The 25198-nt window shown below is 63.6% G+C and carries 18 protein-coding genes; 4 read left to right on the top strand and 14 right to left on the bottom strand.

Annotated features, from left to right (window positions below):
* Nucleotides 1-202: 202 nt before the first annotated feature.
* The 3 genes from JCQ34_RS19450 (at nucleotide 203) to JCQ34_RS19440 (ending at nucleotide 4415) form a co-directional block, all read left to right on the top strand.
* The gene (locus JCQ34_RS19450; RefSeq protein WP_286400580.1) at nucleotides 203-1606 is read left to right on the top strand and encodes an amino acid permease; all 1404 of its coding nucleotides are present in this window, start codon (nucleotides 203-205) and stop codon (nucleotides 1604-1606) included.
* A gap of 22 nt (nucleotides 1607-1628) precedes the next feature.
* A complete protein-coding gene (locus JCQ34_RS19445; RefSeq protein ID WP_286400578.1) occupies nucleotides 1629-2930 on the top strand; it encodes a M18 family aminopeptidase in 1302 nt (433 codons plus the stop codon).
* A 168-nt stretch (nucleotides 2931-3098) separates the two neighbouring features.
* Nucleotides 3099-4415, top strand: a complete 1317-nt coding sequence (locus JCQ34_RS19440) for an O-antigen ligase family protein (protein WP_286400576.1) — start codon at nucleotides 3099-3101, stop codon at nucleotides 4413-4415.
* Between the two features lie 41 nt (nucleotides 4416-4456).
* Here JCQ34_RS19440 and JCQ34_RS19435 read toward each other — a convergent pair whose 3' ends face one another.
* The 14 genes from JCQ34_RS19435 to JCQ34_RS19370 form a co-directional block, all read right to left on the bottom strand.
* A complete protein-coding gene (locus JCQ34_RS19435; RefSeq protein ID WP_286400574.1) occupies nucleotides 4457-6349 on the bottom strand; it encodes a glycosyltransferase family 2 protein in 1893 nt (630 codons plus the stop codon).
* Nucleotides 6346-7488, bottom strand: a complete 1143-nt coding sequence (locus tag JCQ34_RS19430; protein ID WP_286400572.1) for a glycosyltransferase — start codon at nucleotides 7486-7488, stop codon at nucleotides 6346-6348. Before JCQ34_RS19430 ends, JCQ34_RS19435 begins: the two co-directional genes overlap by 4 nt.
* A gap of 50 nt (nucleotides 7489-7538) precedes the next feature.
* The gene (locus JCQ34_RS19425; RefSeq protein ID WP_286400570.1) at nucleotides 7539-9095 is read right to left on the bottom strand and encodes a polysaccharide biosynthesis tyrosine autokinase; all 1557 of its coding nucleotides are present in this window, start codon (nucleotides 9093-9095) and stop codon (nucleotides 7539-7541) included.
* 184 nt (nucleotides 9096-9279) lie between these two features.
* On the bottom strand, nucleotides 9280-10377 hold the full coding sequence (locus tag JCQ34_RS19420; protein ID WP_286400568.1) for an acyltransferase family protein: 1098 nt from the start codon (nucleotides 10375-10377) through the stop codon (nucleotides 9280-9282).
* Between the two features lie 54 nt (nucleotides 10378-10431).
* A complete protein-coding gene (locus JCQ34_RS19415; protein ID WP_286400567.1) occupies nucleotides 10432-11373 on the bottom strand; it encodes a rhamnosyltransferase WsaF family glycosyltransferase in 942 nt (313 codons plus the stop codon).
* A gap of 278 nt (nucleotides 11374-11651) precedes the next feature.
* Nucleotides 11652-12785 (bottom strand): DegT/DnrJ/EryC1/StrS family aminotransferase, encoded by a 1134-nt coding sequence (locus JCQ34_RS19410; RefSeq protein ID WP_286400566.1) that lies wholly within the window; start codon nucleotides 12783-12785, stop codon nucleotides 11652-11654.
* Nucleotides 12786-12796: 11 nt separating this feature from the next.
* Nucleotides 12797-14332: a lipopolysaccharide biosynthesis protein gene (locus tag JCQ34_RS19405; RefSeq protein WP_286400565.1), complete on the bottom strand. Its 1536-nt coding sequence runs from the start codon at nucleotides 14330-14332 to the stop codon at nucleotides 12797-12799.
* Nucleotides 14329-15411, bottom strand: a complete 1083-nt coding sequence (locus JCQ34_RS19400; protein ID WP_286400564.1) for a glycosyltransferase family 2 protein — start codon at nucleotides 15409-15411, stop codon at nucleotides 14329-14331. The genes JCQ34_RS19405 and JCQ34_RS19400 overlap by 4 nt, the downstream gene beginning before the upstream one ends.
* A complete protein-coding gene (locus JCQ34_RS19395) occupies nucleotides 15408-16067 on the bottom strand; it encodes an acetyltransferase (protein ID WP_286400562.1) in 660 nt (219 codons plus the stop codon). The genes JCQ34_RS19400 and JCQ34_RS19395 overlap by 4 nt, the downstream gene beginning before the upstream one ends.
* Nucleotides 16064-17230 carry a DegT/DnrJ/EryC1/StrS family aminotransferase gene (locus JCQ34_RS19390; RefSeq protein WP_286400561.1) on the bottom strand — a complete coding sequence of 389 codons (1167 nt, stop codon included), beginning with the start codon at nucleotides 17228-17230 and terminating at the stop codon, nucleotides 16064-16066. The genes JCQ34_RS19395 and JCQ34_RS19390 overlap by 4 nt, the downstream gene beginning before the upstream one ends.
* Complete coding sequence (locus JCQ34_RS19385) at nucleotides 17227-18222, bottom strand: NAD-dependent epimerase/dehydratase family protein (protein WP_286400560.1); 996 nt, start codon at nucleotides 18220-18222, stop codon at nucleotides 17227-17229. Before JCQ34_RS19385 ends, JCQ34_RS19390 begins: the two co-directional genes overlap by 4 nt.
* Entirely contained in the window at nucleotides 18219-19343 is a 1125-nt protein-coding gene (locus JCQ34_RS19380) for a Gfo/Idh/MocA family protein (RefSeq protein WP_286400558.1), read from the bottom strand. The genes JCQ34_RS19385 and JCQ34_RS19380 overlap by 4 nt, the downstream gene beginning before the upstream one ends.
* 28 nt (nucleotides 19344-19371) lie before the next feature.
* On the bottom strand, nucleotides 19372-20970 hold the full coding sequence (locus JCQ34_RS19375) for a sugar transferase (protein ID WP_286400557.1): 1599 nt from the start codon (nucleotides 20968-20970) through the stop codon (nucleotides 19372-19374).
* A gap of 154 nt (nucleotides 20971-21124) precedes the next feature.
* Complete coding sequence (locus tag JCQ34_RS19370; protein ID WP_286400555.1) at nucleotides 21125-23812, bottom strand: helix-turn-helix transcriptional regulator; 2688 nt, start codon at nucleotides 23810-23812, stop codon at nucleotides 21125-21127.
* Nucleotides 23813-24105: 293 nt separating this feature from the next.
* Here JCQ34_RS19370 and JCQ34_RS19365 point away from each other — a divergent pair, with 293 nt between their 5' ends.
* The gene (locus tag JCQ34_RS19365) at nucleotides 24106-25116 is read left to right on the top strand and encodes a metallophosphoesterase family protein (RefSeq protein WP_286400553.1); all 1011 of its coding nucleotides are present in this window, start codon (nucleotides 24106-24108) and stop codon (nucleotides 25114-25116) included.
* Nucleotides 25117-25198: the final 82 nt, after the last annotated feature.

Genomic DNA, 25198 nt, shown 5'->3' with positions numbered 1-25198 from the left:
ACAGGAAACTTTTCTTGCTTCTGATGGTTCCTGCTTGGAGGCCCGTCCTGTTGGCTGGAGTCAGATCTGTTGGACTGCACAAAGCAGGGCGGATAATGGCGGACCTAGGGTGAAACGACGATGTGGTGCATCACACGGTCCGCCGGTGTCCACCACGGCACGTCGCTCAACCCATGCTATTTCCCAACAGGACGGCGCTTCCATGCATGCTGACCAGCAACTTTCAAAGTCCCTGAAACCCAGGCACCTGTCCATGATCGCCATCGCCGGCGTGATTGGTGCGGGCCTTTTCGTCGGCTCGGGGGCAGCCATCCAGCAGGCCGGCCCCGGCATCCTTATCGCCTACGCCGCCGCAGGCCTGGTGGTGATCCTGGTGATGCGCATGCTGGGGGAGATGGCCGCCGCCAACCCCGAAACAGGTTCGTTCTCAACCTACGCGGACAAGGCCCTTGGCCGCTGGGCAGGGTTCAGCATCGGCTGGCTCTACGCGTGGTTCTGGATCATCGTCCTGGGCATCGAGGCCACGGCCGGCGCGGCTATCATGCACCGCTGGGTGCCCGGCATCGACCAGTGGGTCTGGGCCCTTGCCCTCATGGTGCTGCTGACGTTGACCAACCTCGGTTCCGTGAAGTCGTACGGCGAGTTCGAGTTCTGGTTCGCGTCCATCAAGGTCGCCGCCATCGTCCTGTTCCTCCTCTTCGGTGCGGCCGCCATCCTGGGCCTCGTCCCGGGTGTCCCCGCGCCGGGCCTGAGCAACCTGATCAACAACGGCGGCTTTATGCCCAATGGCCCGGGCGCCGTCCTGGCAGGCATCCTTGTGGTGGTCTTCTCCTTCTTCGGTGCTGAAATCGCCACCATCGCAGCCGGCGAATCAGAAAACCCGGTGGATGCAGTGAAGAAGGCAGTGAAATCCACCGTGTGGCGCATCCTGGTCTTCTACATCGGCTCCATCGCCGTGGTGGTCACCCTGCTCCCCTGGAACTCCGCCTCCGTGGCAAAGAGCCCGTACGTGGCCGTCATTGAACTGTTCGGCATCCCGGGCGCTGGAACCATCATGGACGTCGTGGTGCTTACATCCGTGCTGTCCTGCCTGAACTCCGGCCTCTACACGGCCAGCCGCATGCTGTTTTCCCTCTCCACCCGCGGTGACGCACCGCGCTCATGGACCCGAATCTCCAGCCGGGGAGTTCCCGCCGCTGCCGTCCTTGCCTCCACCGTGGTCGGGTTCGTTACCGTCGGCCTGAACTACATCGCACCGGACACCGTCTTCCTCTTCCTGGTGAACACCTCTGGCGCCATTGCCCTGTTCGTATGGCTGGTCATCTCCGCCTCGCAGCTGGTCCTCCGCCGCCGCATGGGAGCCGCGGCAAAGGAGCTGCAGCTGAAGATGTGGCTGTTCCCGTACCTCACCTGGGCAGCGATCATCAGCATCGTGGCCCTGCTCATCGGCATGGTGATCGTGGAATCCACCCGGGAATCACTGCTGCTCTCCCTGGCCCTGGCTGCCGTGGTCGTACTGGTCGGCGTGCTCCGCTACCGGCGGAACGGCGCTGCCGCCCGCCAGCCGGCCGTGGCAGCCGAACCCACAGCGGCGCCTGCCGAGTAAGGGCGGCGCTAGACTCGGGACCATGCCTTTGCCTTCCTCTGCCGCAGACCACATCCAGGACCTTGGCGCCTATGTCAGCGCATCGCCGTCGAGCTTCCACGCCGCGCACGAAGGCGGCCGGCGGCTGGAGGAGGCAGGGTTCACCCGCCTGGATGAGCTGCAGCCGTGGGAGGGCGGGCCGGGTTCGTTCTTCATCATCAGGGACGGTGCCCTGATCGCGTGGGTGGTCCCCGAAGGTGCTGGGCCGACCACGGGGTTCAATATCCTGGGGGCGCACACCGATTCGCCGTCGTTCAAGCTCAAGCCCAGGCCCACCACCGGCTCGCACGGCTGGCTTCAGGCCGGGGTGGAAATCTACGGCGGACCGCTGCTGAATTCCTGGCTGGACCGCGAGCTTCGGCTGGCGGGCCGGCTGGTGATGCTGGATGGCACCGAGCACCTGGCCGCCACCGGGCCCCTGCTCCGGTTCCCGCAGCTGGCCATCCACCTGGACCGGGCCGTGAATGAGGGGCTCACCCTCGACAAGCAGCGGCACATGAACCCGGTATGGGGGCTGGGGAATCCAACGGATTCGGACCTGCTGGGTGTGCTGGCAGCTTCGGTTCCAGACGCCTCCGTCGATCCGGGGCAGATTGGCGGGTACGACGTCGTCATTGCTGACACGCAGGAGCCCGCGGTTTTCGGGGGCAAGGGGGAGTTCTTCGCATCAGGGCGGCTGGACAACCTTTCGGCCACACACGCCGGGCTTGTGGCGCTGGTTGCCCATGCCGGGTCAGGCACCAGCGACGGCCCGATTGCCGTCCTCGCCGCGTTCGACCACGAGGAAATCGGCTCCAACTCGCGCTCCGGCGCGTGCGGACCCATCCTTGAAGACGTGCTGGTGCGCATCTCCGACGGGCTGGGCGCAACGTTGAGCCAGCGGCGGCAGGCCCTGGCGGCGTCGTTCTGCCTCTCCGCCGACGCCGGGCACGCCGTCCACCCGAACTACCCCGAGCGGCACGACCCCGCCAACCACCCCGTGCTGAACGGCGGGCCGCTCCTGAAGATCAACGCCAACCAGCGCTACGCCACGGACGCGTTCGGCAATGCTTTCTGGGCCCGGCTGTGCCGTGACGCCGGCGTGCCGTACCAGGAATTCGTGTCCAACAACGTGGTGCCCTGCGGCTCCACCATTGGCCCGCTCACCGCAACCCGGCTGGGGATCCGGACGGTGGACGTGGGCGTGCCGCTGCTGTCCATGCACTCCGCGCGTGAGCTGTGCGGGGTGGAGGATCCCCTGCGCCTGGCCGCCGTGGCGGAACTGTTCTTCAGGACGGCTGCGTAGTTCCCGCGGTTTGTGGCACCACAAAGGTCCGTGCGGGTAGCCACATGCCCGGGCTGATGCCCTAGTCCCTGCAGTCACCCGGCCCCTACCGTAAGAATGCAGGATCCTGCAGGCGCACTCCGGCTTTGCCGCAGTTGCGCCGTGGCTGTCAGGGAAGGGCGGGGGCTTATGGGGCTGTTCACGCAGGCTCTGTACCTTGAGGTGGCATTTGCTGCCGTAGTTCTGGGCTTGGTGGCTGTTCTTACGCATCCGCGACGCCGGCAGATTCTCGCGTTCCTCCTGGGTGTTTCCGCAGGGCTCGTTGCAGTCCAGGTTTTCAGGGTCCATGTCTTTACGTTCCTCGCCGTAGGCTGGGTCTTGTTGCCCGGCCGGGCAAGGAACAGAGGCACACCCCGGCTCATTGCGGCGTTGCTGGCCGCCGCGCTGCTGTTGGCCTCAACCACGCTGCTGGGTGACCTGGTCAACAGCCCAACTCTCGGACTTCAGCTGCTGGGGCTTGCGGCATCGGCCGCGCTCATAACTTTTGCATCCAGCCGCCGGGATGCGGCGGCCATGCTCTGGGGCCTGCTGGTCGTTTCAACTTTTGGCAGTATCGTGGGCGTGCTGCAGGTATTCCATGTCATCCCCATGGATCTCTGGCATCTGGACGTGAGCGCCATCGGGCGGCCCACGGGGATCTACCCGGAACCTGATTGGCTGGGGATGTTCTCGGGTGCGGGGGTGCTGCTGAGTTGGCGGCTTTCCATGGCCCGGGCGTGGAAGGTGGTTTTCTTCCTGCCGAACGTGACGGTCTTTGTCCTGGCCATGGCCCGGGCGTCCTGGATTGCGCTCCTGGTGTGTATCGCCGCCGCAGGGGTGGCGTCAGTAATTCAACGCAGCCGGGGTGCCATCAACACTGCGGAGAGCGGACCACGGCGGGGGCGCCGTGCCGCCGTCGTCATCGCGTCGGTTGCTGCCGTCCTGGCCTTGTCGGCCATTCCCCAACTGCAGGAGGACGTGACAACCCGGGCATCCACCATGATAGGGACCGTGCAGGAGCACGATATTTCCGGTCAGGCCCGGATCAGGCAAAATGATTCCCTCCTCCAACTGGCCACGTCCATACCCATTTACGGACATGGCCTAAGCGCTGCAGGCAGAGTGGGCGTATGGGGCCAAATAGATACCCTGGGCGAGTCCCAAAACAACGTTGCCAGCAACTGGGTCCTGGGCATGTGGGTGGACGGCGCGCTATTTGCTGTTCCCTTGATCGTCTTCCTGGTTGGTCTGGCGTTCGCACGGGTTCGCAGCATCTCCGGCCAACTTCTGCTCTTCACCCTTGTGAGCAGCCTGTTTTCAAATGCCGTTTTCTTCCCTGTTACCTGGCTGCTCGTCGGTCTGGCGATCATCGCAAGCCGCCCTAATGCCATTGGCGTACCGACGCAGGCGCGGAGGCATGCCCGCCACCGGGTCGAGGACCCTTTGTTTGGTCTTCTGGAGCGCTGAGCTGCTGGTTTGAGGCGCCCCGGAGGCTGAGGCAGCGGCCTTCAACGGGCCACGAGAAGCGCCCACTCCCGTGCTGCTTGGCGGTGGAAAGCAGCTGCGGCCGTGGAAGCTTCCGCCTGTCCGTGCTCTACGGCGAATTCAATCGCCCTGCACCATGCCTGGACGTCGTTATCGGGACCGCTGTTGCCGCTGACCAGCAGCGGTGATTGCGGCCCAAAGAGATCGCCCAGGCTCGTTTCGGCACGCCCCACTACCGGCACGGCGTGCTCAAGGGCCCGGATGGCGATCCCGCTCTGGAAGAACCGTTTGTAGGGAATGAGGATGACCGCGCTGCCGGCAATCACATGGTTCAGTTCGTCTTCGGGGACGAACCGCGCATCCACCCGCCATCCTTCGACCGGTGGCCAGCCACGACCAATGATTTCAAAGTCGTAGCTGGTCCCCAGGCGGCGGGCCAGAGCCACCAAAAGGTCGAGATCCCTGTCGCGCTTGAACTGCCCCAGGACGCGCACCCGGGGACGGCGACTGGGGTCATGCTCATCAGGCCCCACAAACGGCTGCTTTGATGAATGGGGGACCACCGGATGGGGTACCACTGTTAGTCCGTTCGTGAAGCCCTTGCCGCGCATGGCTTCGGCGGCTGCCTGGCTGTGTACGAGTGTTTCAGGCCGGCCCCTCATTTTGCTCATGAGAGCGGAAGCCGCCCGGCCGCTTCCCACTGACCTGACCAGGGGGTCCGGATCGTGATAGACCACCCACGAGGAACCGCCGCACAGCACTTTGACCAGGAAAAGGTCCCAGAAACCCAAAACCGGCCAGGTAAGCAGGATACGGGGCCGAACACTGCGGCCGCGTCGGTACCACCCCTCTGAGCCCAGCAGTTCCAGGTATTCCAGAAGCCACGTAAGGCGGTGCTGGCCGGAAACGGACGGCTCATCCAGGGCTCTGACGCGCGCCCCAATCCCTGCTGCCAAAACATGTTGATGCAACGCCTGAGTGTAGTGCGCCAGGGCCCCTCCAAGCGGGTTGACGATCACAACGCCGCCCGGTTCCTTGGCACGGGCAGCAGCCGCCAAAGGCCGGCCGGAACGGAGCCCGGCCAGCATAGGGCCGAGCGTGGCGGCTCGGTGGTGCTTGATGAGGTCCCGGGCAACCGACCGTGCGAAAAGGTACGGCGCGGATGCCTGGGCCTGGAATCGTGACCCGTGCTTGGCGTGGAAGATCTGGATGTTTCGCGTGAGGTAGAACGGCGGGACCCCGTTCGAGTGTTGCCAGGCGAAGGCCTGCGGGTTCACTGTCACTTTCCAACCATGGCGCCGGAGGGTCTGGTGGTGGTCTGTTTCCTCCATGTACAGGAAATACGTTTCATCGATGGGATGCCGGGACAGGATGCCGCGGCGGAACATCAGGAACGCGCCGTCAAGCCAAGCAACTGGATGCGGGCCGTCAGTGGTCCGATTTTCAGACCTCACCGCCAGGTGCCCATGGTGGCGCGGCAACCCCAGCACCTTGGTGAGGTAACCGCCCTGCGACCAGAATGTCTTCCCATCATCGCCGGTGACCAGGACAGGTCCAGCCACCGCTGTCCCGGGATCTTCGGCGAGGGTGCTGCGGAGGACGGCGAGGCAATCGCCCTCGGGCGTGGTCTCATGGGTGGCAACAAGCAGGTATCGCCATCCTTGGGTGTTTTCCTCATGCCAGGCCGCTCCGCGGTTGACTGCTGCGCCGTACCCTGCGTTGTCGCAGTAGATGGCCTGCGCGCCCGGAGGCAGGAGCTTCTCCACTTCGGTCCGGCGGCCGGGTTCTTCACTGTTGTCCACCACGAGGAGCCGGTCCGGGGCCACACCACCGGCAACCAGAGCGGCCAGGGTCGCTCCCAGGGTCTGGTAGCTGCGGTGGTGGACCACCACGGCGGCCAGGTCAGCAATGGTCATGTGGCCTTCCCGACTGCCAACGGGATTGTCTTCTTTGACGCCGGCGCCGTCGCCGTCATAAGTGCCTGCTCGTAACGCCCGCAAACATCGTCCCAGTTGTACTGCAAAGCGGCCCGCTGCATGTTTGCGGTCCTCGCCCTTGAACGGAGCTCGTCGTCCGACAGCATGCGTCGAAGGGCTTTTGCGATGTCCGCCGGATGCGGATCCACCAGATGTTCCGAAGTGTCGAGGACTTCGCTGTTGTACGCGGTCCGCCGCGCGACCACTGGTGCTCCGCAGGCCATAGCCTGGACCAAGGCTGGATTTGTACCCCCTACGCTGTGCCCGTGGAAGTAGACGCCGGCGTGCTGCCACAGTGACAGCAGCTTCTTGTCGTCGCTGAGGTGCCCGAGCCAGGTGACGTTCGGATGGCGGTCACTCAACTCTTTTGCGTCCTCGTCCAGGGGACCTCCGTATCCGCTGGATCCCACGATGACCACTGGACGCTCACCGGCGATGTCCTCTACTGCCCTGAAGAACTCCGACACCGTATTTTCGGGGACAAACCGGGCCACCATAAGGACATAGGAGTCGTGTTCCAGGCCCGGGACAACTTCCAAGGGCTCCGGGACTTCGCCCCCGTAGGGGATAAACAGGGAGGAGCGGCCGAAATCCTCTTTCCAGCGCCGCTGTATCTCAAGCGAATCGCTGACCAGGACATCTCCAAACCGGGCGGTTAGGCGCGCCCCAAGCTTAAAGACGAACTTTGCAAAACCATTCCACTTGGCACGTTCCCATTCGATGCCGTCAACGTTGACGACAGTTGGAATGCCGCGCAGTTTTAGCAAGGGCAGCCAGAAACCGTTGGCCACGTTCATAACCAACGCGACGTCTGGACTTTCATGGATGCTGTGAAGGACCGCCGTGAGGCCGAATGACAGGGTACTAAGCGACTTTCGTTCCAAACCCGGGGTCGTGGTGGTCCGGACGCGGGGATCGCGGGTGTCATCGTCATCTTTGGTGGCACCCGGGCGGCAATAAACGTTGACATCCCAACCTTTGCCAGCCAGAAAGGGGGCGATCTTCCTGACGGCGGTTTCAAAACCGCCGTAGTAGCTTGGATAGCCGCGGGTGCCGACAACTGCGACAGTTTTGGGCATCTACTTTCTCCTGTTTCCCGTTCGAAGCACTTCAGATAGTTCCCGGCGGGCTACGACGCTTTCCGGCTTTCCTTGGGAAATCGGTCCCGGGTTTCGGCACCGTCCTCTTCCGTCCTCCGCCGATCACCCTCAACACCCCTGCCGGCACTCCCTGAAGTGGCAGCTTCCGGCGAGGCAGTGTAGGCACCGTAGTACGCGTAGGAATCCACACCTTTGGTCGGAACGCAGTTGAAGATCGCTCCGAGGACCGGGGCCTGGACCTTCTGAAGTGCCCTGAGGGACCTTTCAAATTCATCGCGTGTGGTTTGACCGGCCCTGGCCACCACGATCACCCCATCCGCGGCGCTCGACAGAACTGCAGCGTCTGTGACGGGCAGCAAAGGGGGAGCGTCAATCAGTACGGTGGCTCCGGCTGCAAGGGTGCTCAGCAATTGCTTCATGGCATTTGTGCCCAGCAGTTCGCTCGGGTTGGGCGGGGTTGGCCCGGAGCCCACGATCGAAAGGTTCGACAGGACTGTCGGGGCTTGGATCACATCGACCAGTTGGGCTTGCCCGCTGAGTACATTGGTCACCCCGACCCCCGGAACGAGGTTGAAGGCACCAGCGATTCGGGGACGACGGAGGTCTCCATCGACGACGACGACAGGCTCACCGGTAGCTGCCATCGTTACTGCCAGGTTGCTGGCCACGGTTGACTTGCCGTCGGAAGTCATCGGACTGGTTACCAGGATGATGCGGGGACGGTGGTCAACATCGAGAAACTTAAGGTTGGTCCTCAGCGCCCGGAGGGCCTCGACAAAGGCACGGTTCCGTTCTCCTGCCTGTGTAAGTTTGTGCCGCTCGGTGCCCAGTACCTTTAGGACTCCGCTGATATCCGGGTCATAGGGAAGAGTCCCGATCACGGGAACGTCGAAGAGGCGCTCGATCTCGGTGGAGCTGCGCAGCCTGCGGTCCAGATGATGGCGGAGGAGTGCTGCGGCGTAGGCCAGGAGAAGGCCACCAACTGCGCCGAACAGGAGAGCGAGTCTGATGTTAGGGGAAATTGGTGCCGTAGGAAGGGCCGCTTTATCGAGGGGAACCAGGCCTACCGGGAGGGCCGGAGGGGTTGGTTGGCCGGCGGTAACGGAGCTTTCGAGCAGCTGCACCCTTTTGGCCAGCTCGGTGACCCATGCATCAGCCACCCGCTGAGCCATGAGCGGGTCCGGAGACGTGGCAGTGATGCGAATTTCTGCCGTATCCACGGGGACGTTGACTGAAACGCTGGGGAGCAGGGCGTCAGCGGTGGTATTCAAGCCCACCGCTGCGATGACCTGATCTGCGATGAGCCGGGATTCCGCGATCGACTCGTAGTTCTTGATTTTGGACTTCGCCAGGGCATCACCGGTCAGGAGTGTGTTGACGCTGTCCGAACCCACGGTGAGCACAAGGGCGCTGGATTCCGCGGCGTAGGTACGCGGCTGAAGGGCCGCCCAAAGGGTTACCAGGGCGGTAACAAGGACGGTCACGACCGCGATGGAGCGCCAGTAGAGCCGAGCCACGCGCACATAGTCGCGCACTCCCATTCCTGCGATGGAGCCATCGCTGTTGATCTCGTGTTTGCCTGTCACGACGTCGTTCCTTCCCTTTCCGTGGAGCACCTCCGCACGGGTGGACCCATCGGCCTTGGAGAAAAATTAGCCCGGCGCTGCTTGTCGTCGGGATGAACCGGTTAGGCCTTTGTGGGCCCTGTCCTGCAACAGTGTGGAAACTGCGGACCTCCGCGGCTGTGGTCAGCCCTTTGGCGCTTTTCGTTTAGGAAAATCTCTTCTTCCATCTGGCGGCAGGCCTGACGAGGGCATGGTGTGTGATGACTGCCAGAACAGCGCTTCCCGGTATGGCGTACCAACCAACGTTGATGAGTTGGTCCGTCCCGGCGGCGAGCATGAAGAGAATTGCCATCGGATAGTGCCAGATGTACAGCTCGTAACTGATCTTTCCTACGTAAACGACGGGCGGAACGGAAAGGACGGACTTCAAAGCAAACGCGTTCCCGGGACCGGCCACGATGGAAGCAATCGCTGCGACGGTTCCCGCCGCAGCCGCAATGTAGGCCAGGGAACTGAACGCGGGCCAGAATCCGGCTGTGACCACCCCGAAGGCTATGGTCAGTGCGCCGGCATATCCCCACGACGGGGCGAAATGGGCGTCCCTATGCTCCGCGAGCCACAGGGCGAAGCTGCATCCGAGGAACAGGCCGCCGGCGCGGAGGAAGTAGCTCGCGTCCTGCCCGGTGGAGGCGAGCACAATCTGTGCGCCGTCCAGAATGAGCCCAAGGGCCAGGGAGACGATCCATTTTCCGGGGACGCGGCGCGAAAACAGGAGTATCAGCGTGAATGGCCATATCAGGTAGAAAATTTCCTCAATTCCGAGGCTCCAGGTTTGAAGCCAGGTAAGCCCCGACTTGCCGAAGAACTGGCCTGCCACCGGCGTCAGGTACGTTGCGGCGAGGGCGACCTCAAAGAGATGCTTGCTGCCCCGGATGAGTAACCCGAAAGGAAGAATGGCCACGATGGCTATCAGTAGCGCGGGGTACAGGCGGACAGCCCTGCGCCAGTAGAAGAGGCCTAACCGGATGCGGTCATAGCGGTTAAGTTCCGCGAGCAATATCGTCGTAATGAGGAACCCGGACAAAGCAAAGAAGATGTCAACGCCCAGGAAACCTGCAAATGGCAGTGGCTGGAGACCGTGGTGCACCAGGACAAGCAGGATGGCGACAGCCCGCAGGCCGTCCAGGGCGGGAACGTACTGCAGTCCCTGCTGGGGTGAGGGCGCCTTTGACGCAATGGTGGAAGCCGGCACTGGCGTCTGGACGGAAAAGGGGGTCGACAACCACGAAAAAGCTGTGGGCATACGCACCTTGTTCTCCTCTGGTATGCGATTCGTGAAGTCCCACTGACCCCGAAGTCAGTAGGAGCCCAATGAGCTGAGCTCGTAGCCAGTCAACGCGGCCGCAAAACTGGCCTGGGTTTCTGCCCACGTGTGTTCGCGGTGGGAGGCGGCTCTCGCGGATCGTTCGGCTGCATCCTCGGCCGTGACGACGTCACTGAGGGTTTTTGCCAATATTGCTGGGTTGGCTGCAGCCCATACCGCCTCCGGATTGGTGAGGACCGCACGGGATGACTGGTCATCATTGAGGACCGGGACGTTGCCGGCTGCCAGCATTTCCGCTGCTACCAGGGTGATGTTTGTGAAGCTCAGGGCAAGCCCTGAAATGGTCCGGTTATACAGTTCGTTGAGTTCCCGGGGAGAAATTCTTCCGTGCTGCCGGACAGGAACGCCCCATCCCGTGACCCGTGCTCCGTAAACGTGGATCTCCTGCCGCGGGTGCATTCGATGGAATTGCTGCAATGCCAGGCGGCCCATATCGTACCCTCGGCGTTCAGCCTCGGGTTTCGCGAAAAATACGACACCGGAGCGCCCAGTGGTGTTGGTGAGCCGGTAGGTACCTACATCACTACCAAAGGGCAGGATCTTTGACCGGACGCCGACCTCCCGTTTCAATACCTCCGCCACCATCGGTCCAAGGGCCATCAAGTTGAAACCGAAGCGGTAGCTGTCCTCGGCAAGTGCATAAAGCGAACCGCGAGGGTGGAAGTATGGCTCGAAATCCTGGATAAAGTAGTGGGGTGAAGGGCCCCCTCGCCGGGGCATACGGGCGGCTAGCACATGAGCGGTTTCCCATGAACTGGCGACACATGCGTCAAGGCCATCCAAGCTCACCGGGACAGGATGGATGTCAGCCGCCAGGCCGGGCCAGTGGTTCCTGATGACCGAGCGGTGCCTTTCCATCGCCCCGTCATTCCGGTTGTAAACCAGAATCGTGCAGCGGTGGCCCCGCTCTTCCATCCCCCGCACCATACGGAAGAAGGTCGTATGGCCTCCGGCACCTGGGATGGGTGGCGTTATGAGCCAACCAATATGCATTGGTCCCTCGCAAGTGTTTGGCGTTCCAGTGCTCATACTGGTTGAACTGGATACGTCCCCTGCATCCAGAGGAAAGTTGAGAGACTGGATCCCCATGCGGGCATCCAGTTCGCCGTAAAGGCGGCGTACTACCCGGCGCGAGGTATCCGCCAGACCGCGCGATCCTGTTCTCGATATAACCTCGCCCAGACTCATTCGAGTCAATTCGACCTCCTTGCCAGCGCACTCTTCAACGCCCTCGTCACATGCTGTTGCTGTTGCAGCGAAATATGGGGATACAGCGGGATCGACAGGATCTGTTGTGCTGCCGACTCGGCGATTGGGGCGTGCACGGGGGGCAGATCCAACCTCTTCCAGGCACTCGTCTGATGGAGGGGTACCGGGTAATGGACTGCGGTGGAGACCCCGGCGCCATGCAGTTGGTCCGCGACACGGTCCCGATTCGCCAAACGGATGACGAACAGGTGCCAGACGTCTGAATTTCCAGGAGCTGACGTTGGCAGTCGCAGTTCCTCGATGTCCGCCAAGAGTTGCTGGTAGTTCATGGCCGCCTCGCGGCGCAATTCATTCCACCCGGCCAAGCGCCGCAACTTGCAGGAAAGTACAGCGGCCTGAACAGTATCGAGGCGGGAATTGCGGCCCATGATCTCATGCCGATACTTGTGTTCACTCCCATGGGAACCAAGGAGCCGCACATGCCGGGCTGCTGCATCATCGTCTGTGGTGACAGCCCCAGCATCCCCCGCGGCTCCCAGATTCTTGCCCGGATAGAAGCTGGTGGCCGCCAAGTGCCCGAGCGTACCCGCGGCCTTGTTGAACCTGGTGGCCCCTTGAGCTTGCGCCGCATCTTCGATGATGACAGCGCCGCATTCTTCCGCTATTGGCTCCAGTCGCTCAACCGGGGCTACCTGCCCGAAGAGGTGCACCGGGATGATGGCAGCTGTCTTGTCCGTTATCGACTTCCGCACCGATTCCGGATCCAGCAGCAAGTACTCTTCGTCTACATCAGCCAGCACTGGGCGCGCGCCGGTTCTGAGAACCGCCTCTACGGTTGCTATGAAAGTGTTGGCCGGGACGATAACTTCCTGCCCGGGTTTTACACCGGCCGCGCTTAGCGCCATTTCCAGCGCGTCAGTTCCGTTGGCAGAGCCGATGCAGTGCCTTGCGCCGAGAAAGTCCGCGTACTGCTGCTCGAACAGCTCCACCTCTTTGCCGCCTACGAAGGCAGCCCGCGCCATAATATCCATCAGTTGGGGTTCCAGTTCCTCCCGGATCTCCTCCTGCTGCGCCGGGATATCAACCAGAGGCACACGGATTTGTTCAGGATGGGTCAATTCGAGCTCCTTTAGGTTGTCTGGGAGGTTGTTGTCGTCACGGGTGGGGTGGCCGGATCGATTTCGGCCCTTTCACCCTTTTCCGCGCCTGCGTCGCTCAACTGCTTCAATCGCAGGTACGTTCGCTTGGCGGCGCGGAGGGTCAGCGCCAGGTACAACACAGTGCCAGCGAGGCAACCCGAGGCAAGAGCGAGGAACGGCGGGGTGATCCACTGAGCGGCGAGACAACCGATGGCACCCGTCCCTATGGCCGCAAAAAGCGGAGTGACGGATGGCGCAAGCATTCGCTTGACCGACACTTTGACAATCCGGCCTACGAGGAAGAAGTAGACAGGGAGGACTGCTATCCAAATCACTATGGCGTGGGCTGCACCTGCACCGCTCACGCCCGTATAGGTGACACCCACCAGAAGGGCTGGGAAGAGGCAGGCCAGCCAAAGCATTTGCACCCAGAACAGGCCGGTTGTGCGGCCGCCTCCTACGCATAAATCGGCAAGGATTTCCGATACGATCCTCCCCGCTCCAAATATGCCCAGCCCGACCATGGCAGCTGGAGCGCCTTGCCAGGTGCTGCCGTAGAACACCTCGACGAGCGGACCTGCCAGTCCCACCAGCAAGGCGGATATCGGCATGGCCAGGTATGCGGTCAACCCCAGGACATCCGGTGCCGCCCGATCGAGGAGCCCCGCTTTATGCAGGCGGCCGAAAGTAGGTAATGCGACCGTTCGGATCATTGCGGTAATCAAGCTGCTCGGCAGGTTGGCAAGGCTGAATGCCAGAAGATAGACACCCAGCTGGGCAGGACCCAATTGCCGGCCCACGATGACGTAGTCCAAATTCAAGGTGGCGAAGACAACGAGATTTGCCAGCGCCAAAGGCATCCCGAGGCGGAGGACATAACCTGCGGCAAGCCGATCAAAGCCGGGACGGAACCGGACTGGGGTAATAACCCAATATCCGGCCGTGGTCAGTAATTGCCCGGCTACACGTGACCAAACAAGGGCGTAGGCCCCCAAGCCGTTCTTTGCCATCGGGATCGCCACCGCAAGAGTCAATACAGCTCCCGCAATTTCCACGAACGCACGTGGCCGCTGGAGGTACTCGCGCCAGACCATGGCCGCTGGCACGCCCGAGCACCCTGACAGGAGAATGGTGATGGAGAGGATTTGAATGACTCCGGAAGCGCCGGGATCACCAAGGACCGCGGCCAAGGTTGGCGCAAAGAAGATGACCGCTCCCGTGATCACCGCACTCGTTGCCACTCCCAATGTCAGGATTGTGGGTGCAATCTCACGTGGATCGCGATCAGCGCGTGCCAGCGCTGCGGTGGCACCCAGTTCCGTCACATTGATCGCAATGGTTTGGATAACCTGCGCGACAGCCAGGGCGCCAAAGTGCTCAGGGGCCAATATCCGGGCCAGGACAAGCATCGTGAGGAACTGCAGTGCCCTGCCGGCCACTACTCCAGCAGCGCCCCAGGCAAGCCCTCCCTTCAATCCCGCCTTGACCGCTTGGACCGGACCCGCTTTCGCCTGCTCCGTGCTCATGAGATGCCTACTTTGCGCCAGGCAACCCAACGTGCGCGGTTTAGTTGGTGCCGGTAGCTTTCCGTGAAGTTCTGGAAGCCTGTGGGCGCTGCTCCGGCCAAGGCCCGCCGGAGTCGGTAGCTGAGGGTGCGGCCGCGTAGGGTCTCGGCTGCGGCAGGGTAGGCGGCAACGGCCACTTCAAGGAACTCGAGGGAAGTGCCGGTTGGTCCCCCGCTGTCCAGGTTCCGCTCAGCCAGAAGGAGAGCTTCCCGGCAGATTCCCCGCATGGCGAGTTCAAGGAAGCGGTCTCCATTGGGCAGTCGACGGGTGACCTCCGCGGTGGCCAGCACCCGGAATGCGGCAAGCCTGTGCTCCAAGTCGATTTGAAGGGTGCTGTAGGTGGTGATGTGCATGTTCTTCCCATGAACCCGGTAGTACGCCTGGGATGGACCGTTGATTCTGCCGATGTCCCAATCGGCTGCGGTCCGAAGCCAATACTCGAAATCCGCTGAGTGGGGGAGATCCTTGTTGTAGGGGCCCACTTGCCGCATGGCGGAGGTACGCATCACCACTTCCGGCGAAAAAATGAAATTCCGTCCCCGCAGGCAGGACCATAGGAGCCATTCTTTGCCTCGCCAGATGGTCCAGTTGCTGCGCCGTGCGCCATCTTCTTCCCAGGAAGGTTTGGGGTCGCCACGGAATTCGGTTGGCAAGCCATAAACCAGGCCCACGCGGGGATAGGCCCTCATCAGGTCGGTAGCCCTGGACAGGGCTCCAGTAGCGACGATGTCGTCTGCTGACACGAGCGTAACGAATTCGGTCTCCACCCTCGCGAGGCCATCGTTGTAGGTGGCGATGTGGCCCATGTTCTTTGCGTGGGAAACCACACTGATTCTGGAGTCGTCGTCGGCGAGGGCATTTGCCACCTCCACGGACCCATCAGGTGAGGCGTCGTCGACAATGATGACCCTTGGAGCAACGCGTTTCTGCGTCAGTACGCTATGCACCACCTGCGGGAGATAGTGGCCGTAGTTGTAACAGGGAACGACGACGGTGACAGTTGCTGCATCATTGGCTTCCCGAGGCCATGAAACCCTCATGACATCCCCCCAATCCGGAAGCCGTCCCCGTCGATTTCGTGTGCGGGCACGCCAACCCAGGTCTCGCCGTCGGGGACGTTGCTCAGGACCGCTGCCCCCATACCCACCGTCGCGTAGGCGCCCACGGACGTCCGTTCGCGGACACTGGCGTTCATGCCCAGGTAGGCTGCCCGGCCAATCCGGACTCCGCCGCCCAGCGACACTCCCGCAGCGAACGTCGCAAAGTCCGCCACGTCGTCGTCGTGGGTGAACGTCACGGACGGCATGGCAACCACGTGCGCGCCCAGCGTGACGGACGCGGTGAGCGTGACATTGCGGAGCAGGATGCTGCCCCGGCCCACCCGGCACCCTTCCGGGTACTGGACCGAAGGGTCGATAGCGGTGGCGTAGCGGGCTTCGGTGAGGCCCAGCGCCGTCAGGCGTTCCACCACGGATTCCCGCGCCCGGCCCGAGCCGATGCACACCAGCACGAACGCGTTCGTGTACCTGGCAGCGTCGTCAATGGTCCCCAACACGGGGGCGCCGTCCACGCTGACCCCCGCCATTTCCTTGTCGTCATCAAGCAAGCCCACGACGTCGTACTGCCCGCTGCTGCGCACCATCGCCAGGACCTCGCGGGCCAGGCCACTGGCCGCTATGAGGATCAGCTCACTCATGTGCGCGTTCCTGGTGCCGCAGCCCGAATGGTGCTGATGATCCTGCCCAGCCCGTCGTCGTCCAGTTCGTGGTACACCGGCAGGATCAGCGTCCTGTCATTAAGCCGTTCCGTGTGCTGCAGCAGCGAGCCGCCGGAGTCCCGCCATCGGTAGGCGGGTTGCCTGTGCGCTGCCATGATGCCCCGCCGGGCCGAAATGCCCGCTTCGGCCAGCTTCTCCATCAGCCCGTCCCGCGTTGTTCCAAATCTGGGCAGCACCTCCACCCAGAACGACTGGAAGTTGGTGGTGCCGTACGGCGGGTCCGACACCAGCCGCAGGCCCGGCACCCGGGTGAGGCCGGCCACGTACCGTGCCGCAATCTCCCGGCGCCGCGCCAGGACTTCGGGCAGCCGGCCAAGCTGGACGATTCCGACGGCGGCCTGCAGGTCAGTCATGCGGTAGTTGAAACCCACCTCCAGGTAGGCCTCCGGCGGCGCGAGCAGCGAGCCATGCCGGTCTGCGGCGGACATGCTCATGGAATGCTCCCGCAGCGTCCTGGCCCTGGCAGCCCAGTCGGCCCGGTTGGTGGTGAGCATGCCGCCCTCGCCGGTGGTGAGGATCTTGCGCGGATGGAACGACCACACCGCAACGTCCGCGCCCACACCCACCGGCCGGCCTTTGTACGTGGAGCCCACGGCGCACGCCGCGTCCTCGATCACGGTGATCTCGTGGCGGTCGCACAGCTCGCGGATGGGGTCCATGTCCAGCGGCACCCCGCCCTGGTCCACCACGATCACGGCCCGGGTGTCCAAAGTGAGTGCGGCGTGGATGGTTTCCGCGGTCACATTCCCGGTGGCCGGGTCCACGTCGCAGAACACCGGCCGGGCGCCGACGTACGTCACGGCGTTGGCGGTGGCAATGAAGGACAGGGAAGGCACGACGACGTCGTCCCCCGGCCCGATTCCGGCCACCACCAGCGCCAGGTGCAGCGCCGTGGTGCAGCTGGAAGTGGCCACACCGTGCCGCGCATCCTGGGCTTCGGCAAAGCGCGCCTCAAACTCCTTCACCTTGGGACCCTGCGCCACCCATCCGGAGGCCACCACCTCGGCCAGGGCCCGGGCTTCCTCTTCCCCAAGCCATGGCTTCATGACGTTGATCCGGGTCAGGAATGTTTCCGCAGTCATGGCGCACCAACCTTCCGTGCAGCGGCAATCTCGTCGCGCAGCGGCATCCACCAGCTGACCAGTTGCCTCAGTCCTTCTTCGAGTTCCACCTCGGCCTTAAAACCGAGATCACGTGCGGCGGCGGACGTATCCGCCAGCCGCCGCACTACACCGTTCACCTGCCGCGCGGGCCCGTGTTCCACCTCAAGCCCGGAACCCATGACCCGCAGCAGCGCCTGGGCCATCTCCAGCAGGCTGGTTTCCGTACCGCTGGCCACGTTGTAGACCCCCTCGGTGATGCTGCTTGCCGCCGCCAGCACATTGGCGCGGGCAACGTCCGCGGTATGCACAAAGTCCATGGTCTGCAGGCCGTCGCCGAAGATCAGCGGCGGCCGCCCGTCCATAATCCGCTCCATCCACCGCACCAGGACCTCGGTGTACAGGCCGTGGACGTCCATCCGGGGCCCGTAGACGTTGAAGTAGCGCAGCATCACGTAGTCCAGCCCGCTCATGGCGCGGAAGCTGCGCGCCATGCCCTCGTTGAAGGACTTGGCGGCGCCGTAAAAAGTGTCATTGTTGGCGTGGTGGTGCCGTTCGGGGGTGGGAAACTCCTCGGCCATCCCGTACACGGAGGCACTGGAGGCTGCCACCAGCTTGCCCACCTTGTGCTCCGCGGCAGCCTCCAGAACGTTATAGGTTCCGTCCACCAGCACCTCAAGGGCCAGGCGCGGCTCCTCCGCACACTGGGTGATGCGGATGGCTGCCTGGTGGAACACCAGGTCCTTCCCCTTGGTGAGATCATGAACCAGGTCCCGGTCCTGGATGGTGCCGCGCACCAGGTCCACCTGCCCGGTTGCCAGGGCCCCGGAAAGGTTGCCGAGGCGGCCGCGGACCAGGTTGTCCAGGACGTCGATCCGGGCCACACCGGCGTCGAGCAGGGCGTCCACGAGGGTGGATCCGATGGTGCCGGCCCCGCCGGTGACCAGGACGGTGGCCCCCTCCAACGCGCTCACAGCGCCCCCTCCAGGTCGGGTCCGGCACTGGCCAGCTCGGACCCGGCCACCGGAGCCGGCTGCCCGTCCATGCCCAAGCTGCGGGTGACCGCTTCCAGGACAGACAGCACCCGGAGCCCGGAGGCGCCACCGGTGCGGGCTTCCTGGCCAGTGCGGATGCACGAGGCCAGTTCCTGCACCACCTGGCTGAGGGCCTCGCGCTCCGGCAGCGCAGGGGACCACGTATCTCCCAGGCGGTAGGAAACAGCGGTGGAAGCCTTCTCGCCGGCTGATTTCGGTTGCCGGTCCAGGCTGACGCCCCGGTCATAGACGCTCAGCCGCTGCTGGGGGTTCAGGTCGTCCCACACCAGGGTCCGCAGGGACCCGCCAATCACCATCTGCCGGATCTTGGTGGGGCTCAGCCAGTTCACGTGCACGTGGGCGGTGGCGTCGTTGGGAAGCCGGAAGTTCAGGTGCCCCACGCAGTCCCGCCCGGTTCCCAGCGGATCCGCGCCGAACGCGGACACGTCCGTGGGGTTCAAGCCACCCGGCAGGACGAAATCCAGGATGGCGAGGTCATGCGGCGCCAGGTCCCAGAACACATCAACATCAGGCTGGACGAGTCCCAAATTGATTCGCGTGGAATCCACGAACAGGATTTCGCCGAGCGATCCTGACTGCACCAGTTCCTGCATCTTCAAGACAGCGGGGGTGTAACAGTAGGTGTGGTCCGCCATCAGCACCAGCCCGTTCGCCTGCGCCTCGGCCACCATCTCCAGCCCATGCTCCCGGCTGTCCGCGAGCGGCTTCTCCACCAGGACGTGTTTACCGGCGCGCAGTGCCGTCATGACCGTTCCGTGGTGGGTGCGGGCCGGCGTCGCTATGGCAACGGCGTCTACGTCGCAAAAGTCCAGCAGCTCATCCAGGGACTCCACGCATGGGATCTCACCCAGAGTCGCCGCCAGCTTCCGCGCCCTCTCAAGGTCCAGGTCGCAAATGGCCACCAGGTCCCAGTCCGGGCTTGCCTGGAGGTTGCGCGCCAAGTTCGGTCCCCAATAGCCGGCACCAACGACGGCGATGCGGAGTTTGCGCGCAGGCTGCGGCTGCCTGGGGGGCTGGTTTTGATGCGTGAATGCCCTCATGTTTTTTCTTCCCATTTTCGTGAATTTGCTAGTAGGCGCCCGACGGCCGGACCACAGCCCGGAACGTTCGCCAAAGAATCAGGAGGTCCCCGGCAAGGGACCAGTTTTCGACGTAGTAGAGGTCAAGACGGACTGCTTCCTCCCAGGGAAGGTCGGAGCGTCCGTTGATCTGCCAAAGGCCTGTGATGCCCGGCTTGATCAGGAGCCGGCGGTGCGTGTGGCGCTCGTAGCCGCTGACCTCACGGTCCAGCGGCGGCCGCGGCCCCACCATGCTCATATCGCCCAGCACCACGTTCCAGAGCTGGGGAAGTTCGTCCAGGGAGTATTTGCGCATCCACCGTCCGCAGCGCGTCACCCGGGGGTCGTCCTTCATCTTGAAGAGCACCCCGGCCCCCTCGTTCTGCTGGTTCAGGGCGGCCAACCGCTCTTCGGCGTCGACCACCATGGACCGGAACTTGAACATCCCGAACACCTGGCCGTCCTTGCCGATCCTGTCCTGCCGGAAGAAGACGGGACCGGGGCTGTCCAGCCGGACGGTCACGGCAAGCACCAGGAGCACCGGGGAGAGCACCAGGAGTGCGGCCAGCGCAGCAGTGACATCCATGACCCGCTTCAAGGCGTGCTTGGCGCCGCCGTACTGCGGGATGTCAACGTGCATCAGGGGCAGTCCCTCCACTGGGCGCCAGTGGATCCGCGGGCCTGCCACATTGGTCAAGGTGGCAGCCAGGATCAGTTCGGTGGAGGACTCCTCGAGTTTCCATCCCAGCTCCCGGATGAACTTGTTCCCGCCCGGAAGGGGCCCGGCCACTATGACGGAATCGGCATCAACCAGCCGGACAGTCCGGGCGATGGCGTCCGTGGACGAAAGCACCGGCACCGTGCGTCCATCCACCCGAAGGCCGGCTCCGCGCCGGGCCCCGGGGAGGCAGGCACCGAGGATCTCGTATACCGCACCGGACTTCCGGCCCACCTGCTGCACCACATAGCGGACGTCCTCCGGCTCGCCCACCACCACAGCCCGCGAAAGGTGCCGGCCTTTGAGCTTTTCAGCAGCCAGCCGGCGCCGGAACGCCCAGCGGTTCCCGGTCAGGGCCACCAGGCCCAGCGGCAGGGAAACGGTGACGAAGGCGGTGGCGCCGTGGATAGAGAAGACCACTGCGGCCAGGGCCATCAGGCCGAAGATCCGCAGGGTAGCCGAGGCCACCCGCTTGTATTCGTCGGCGCCGACGCCCAGCACCTTGAGGTCCCTGGTGCGGTAGGCCTCCAGTGCCGCCATCCAACTGACTGCCAGGGCTGCGGAGGCAACTGCCGCTCCGCCATCCCTGGGGCCAACCGGGGAGAATCCGTCCTCGGAGAGAAGGAAGCCGGCGTACACGGCAGCCGCCACCATTCCGGCGTCAGCGCCCCTCAAGAGATTCACATGCCGGGAGATCCACGCAGCCGATGCCTTTCGGTTCCGGGCTTTTGATGCAGTGGCGGTCCGGGCAGCGGGCAACAGCGGGAACCTGGTTCCTGCAGCAGCCTCCGCTGCCACCGCCTGGGTTGCCTGTTTCCGCTGTACGGCAACGGGAGCCACAGGCCAGTCGAATGCAGCGGGCCGTGCTTTAGCGAGAGGTATGTCAGCCATGGTGCCCCTTTCCGGCATAGCCGCCTGTCCTTGGCCGTGAAGCAAAACTAGCCTCGGTTCGGCGGGTTTGACGGGGATGGGGAAGGCCCTTTGTGGGTGCCTTGGAGGAAGGATGTGGAAACTGCGGGGACCTGCAGATTGCAGGACTTTTGGCCTATAGAACGGGCAGGACGTACGGCTCGGCGGCCGTCGTGCCCTTGCCTGCGGCCAGGGCTGTCAGCTGCGCACGGGACTCAACACCGAGCTTGCGGTAGATGGCGGTGAGGCGCACTTCGACAGTCCGCACAGAGACATACAAGGTGGCCGCAATTTCCTTGTTCCGCATGCCGCGCGCCACCATTTTGGCAAGCGCCCGTTCGTGGTCGGCGAGCAAGAGCATGGCCGGATTGCCCTGGGGACGCACAGGCTCCATGCGTTCGTCCAGGAGGAGGGCGTCCACGTGCTGCGTCCAGGCATCCGCCCCGGCCTCGTCAAACATCACCTTGGCGCGCAGCAGCGCATCACGCGCGTCGCGCAGCCGGCCAAAAGCATGCAACCGCTCCGCATAGCACATCAGGGTCCGTGCCCGTTCCAGTGTGTGCCCGTTCCTGCCTTCAAGGGCCTGGCTGAAAAGCTGCAGCGACTGTTCACCGTCGGCAAGCATGGCGCGGCTGCGGGCAACCACCATCATCAGCCACGGCGACCGCAGCCCCACGGAGCGGCTCTCGAGGCGCAGGAGTGCTTGCGTGGCTTCGTGGTGCCGGCCCAGCCGTATCAGTACCTCCACCAGGTCCGCCTCACAGCGCAGGAGGGTTGGGTTGCCAAACCGCATCCCGATCTCGGCGGCCCGGGACAACTGGGCCACCGACTCCGCCAAATCACCGCGCAGCAGCGCAAAAAGCCCCTGGCAGGCGGCAAGTTGTGCGGTGATGGCAGCGTGGCTGTCCGCGCCGGCGTATCGGAGAGCTTCGGCTGCGACGGCACGGGCCTGGGCATCGTCGCCCAGGGAGTGTGCCCGCCACACCCGGAAGAGGAGCCGCGTTCCGCGGTGGTACTTGAGTTCAGGATCGGAAAGCTCGAGTTCGTCGATCAGCCTGATTGCCGACCGTACGTTGCCGGCCCGGATTTCATTATCCACTGCCATGAAGGCTGCGGTTTCCTGCCAGTTGATGTGGCCCGGTTCGGCGGAACCTTGAAGCAGCGCAAAGGCTTCATGGGCGTTCTCGTAGTGCTCGGCGTAGGTGAGGGAACGGCCGTGCATCAGCAGACCGGCGATCCTGGCAGTGCCCGCCCCTTCATACTTCCGTCCAAGGTTGGCCGTGTCGCCGCTGATCGATTCGATCAACAGCTTGGCGCGGTCGGCGATGCCAAGGCACTGCGCGGAGGCGGACCCGCGGAACGCGCCGCCCTGGCGCAGGAGGTCCGAGGCCTCCTGCAATTCCCACCGCTCGGCGTAGTAAAGCGCGCCGATGGCCAGCAGGCTGGCGGAATATGCGGGATCGTGCTGGCCGAACTCCTTGACCAGCCGCAGCACCATGCTCGAACGCACGGCGGCCCCCTGGGCGAACTGAATTTCGAATGACAACCCGGTCAACCGCAGGATCAGTGCAGGATTCCGGGTTGTCCGCTGTGCCCATTCCAGGTAGCGGCGCGCGTATACGAACTCACCCCGGTTGAAAAGCAGTTCCGCCACGCTGGTAAGGCGCGCCGCCGTTTCCGCTTCCCACGGGTTGATGGTGAGTGCCCGTTCGATGTACTCCACGGCGAACGGGACTTCCCCGCCCCGGATCAGGTCCACGGCGTGCCGGAGCAGCTGGAACGGGGTTTGTCGCTCCAGGGCTGTGAAGCTCAGGTGCCACCTGCGTGCATAGGGATCTTTGTCCGTTGCTGCTTCCGCAAGGGCGCGGTGGTTGGCGGTGCGTACCGCCGGCGTCATGGCAGCGAACACATATCCCCGGAGCAGCTGGTCGCCGATCCCCACGTGCGGACCGGAACGTTTCACCAGGCCCGCAGCGAGCAGCTCATCCACGCTCGTCCATACGTCGCGGTCGATATTCTCGATCGTTGAAATGGCGCTGCGGTAGGAAAGCGCCAACAGGTCCAGGACACTGCGGGCGCCGGGAGTCAGGGCGCCAACCGCGGATGCATACTCTGCGTCAAAGCTGCCCTTGGAGGGCAGCGGGACGGGAAGCGCGTACTTGCCCTCGGCGTGCCGCTCCATCAGCCCCTCGTAAAGCTCGACGGCGGCGAGCGGGTTGCCGCCCGTTGCTGCGGCAACCGCATGGGCAGCCGCCGTCGTGGTCCTTTTGACGGGGATACTTTCCAGCATCCGCACCGTGTTGCTGTAGCTGAGAGGGCCCACGCTCAGGGCCGACAGGCCGTTGAAAGGGCTTTCGGGGAAGTCCTCCCGCACCCCGACAACCAGGACGATGTCGGTTCCGGTCAAACGCCTGGCCATGAATCCGATGACTGCCTGGCTGCTGGGATCCATTTGGTCGGCGTCGTCAATCACGATGATGGTGCGCGATGACGAGCGCTGGTGCAGTCCGTTCAGCAGCATGCTGGAAACAGCCGGTACGCTCATTGCCCCGGCCGTGTCCCGCAGCAGCTCATCGGCGATGCGGTTCAGGACAGGATCGTCCATATCGTTCAGGAGCGCGGTGAGCCCGGACAGCGGCCATTCCGACTCGGCTGCAGTGGCCGCCATGAAAACCGTCCGATAATCGGAAAGCGTGGGAATTTCTGACAACAGCGCAGATTTACCCGTGCCCCTGCGGCCAATCACCGCCAGTGCGGTGTCTTTGGGACCGCGGATAACAGACAGTATGCGGTCCAGTTCTTTGTTTCGGCCGATGAGTGGCATCGCGTCCCCAATTCGTCGAAGAAGGAGACCGCTTCCTGCACAACCGATTTCATGCCGCAACATCCGCTCCCCAGTGCGGATCCTGCCGGTACATGCGAATATAGCCCCGCAACCAGCAGCCACACCACATGGTTACCGCTGGATTTCATCAAGATTGGACTCTTTGCCTGCTTAATATTGCAGCCCCTTAAATCGCTGCCGTTAGTGGGGCCAAAGGTCCCTCGCCAGTACTTATCGCTGCCAGTTATGCTGTCGTCCACACGGCTTGGGACGCTTCGATGCTGGGACGGCCAATGGGAAATGCCGGCAACCGCCTTTGGGCCGTAGCCCTTGCGGCCGTGGTCTGTACCGGCCTTTCCGCCTGCCAGGAGCAGCCGAAACCGGATGACCGCTCTGTGCGCTTCACTGCCTCCGGTGATCTTGGCATGGGGTCGGGGGCGCGGCAGGTGCTGGACGTGGTGGCCCGACTTAAACCGGACTTCAACGTGGCCTTGGGTGACTTCTCCTACAAGGCAGGCGCTGAGCAGGAATTTTGCCGGATGGTGACCCGGAAGCTCGGCCCGGACTTCCCTTTTCAACTCATCACGGGCAACCATGAAAGTGACGGCCACGATGGCCTGATCGCCAACTTTGCCCGGTGCCTGCCCAACAGGCTGCCCGGCCTCCAGGGCGAGTATGGAGTCCAGTGGTACGTGGACATTCCGCAGGACCGGCCGCTGGCCCGGATCATCCTGATTTCGCCCGGTTTGGAGTTCCAGGACGGCAAGGAACTGGACTATTCCGGCGGGAGCGATCGCTGGAAATGGACTGAGGACGCCATTGATGGTGCCCGTGGCGCCGGCATCCGCTGGACTGTGGTGGCCATGCACGCGCCCTGCTTCAGCCTGGGCAAATATGGCTGCGTCGCGGGCCAGGAGATCACCAACCTCCTGGTCAGCAAGAATGTTGACCTTGTGCTGACGGCGCACGAGCACGTATACCAGCGCAGCCACCAGTTGGCGGTGGGCGGTGCTTGCGCCTGGATTACTCCCGGCCGGACCGAGAAGTCCTGCATTTCCGACGCCGAGGGTCCGGTGACGCAGGGAAAGGGGACGGTCTTTGCGGGTGTCGGCACCGGCGGGCTGGGAGGGCACAAGGTTCAGGCCGATGATCCTGAGGCAGGTTATTTTGCTGCATGGTCCGGGGTAAACAAGGATCCTGCGCTGGGGACACTGGATGTGACGATTACCGAGGCCCGGTTGGATGCCCGCTTTGTGCCCGCGGCCGGGTACACATTCACGGACCAGTTTTCCATTGGTCGTTGATGGCCCGGCTGGTTGAGCCAGCTTCTGCGCGCCAATTGCACAATAGGAGCGGCTCCGGTCCGCCGTATGTGGCGTGCCGGAG

It is taken from the genome of Pseudarthrobacter defluvii, from assembly GCF_030323865.1.
Classification (GTDB): Bacteria; Actinomycetota; Actinomycetes; order Actinomycetales; family Micrococcaceae; genus Arthrobacter; species Arthrobacter sedimenti.
The sequence above is the reverse complement of the archived record's forward strand: the minus strand, read 5'-3'. Positions and strand labels throughout refer to the sequence as shown.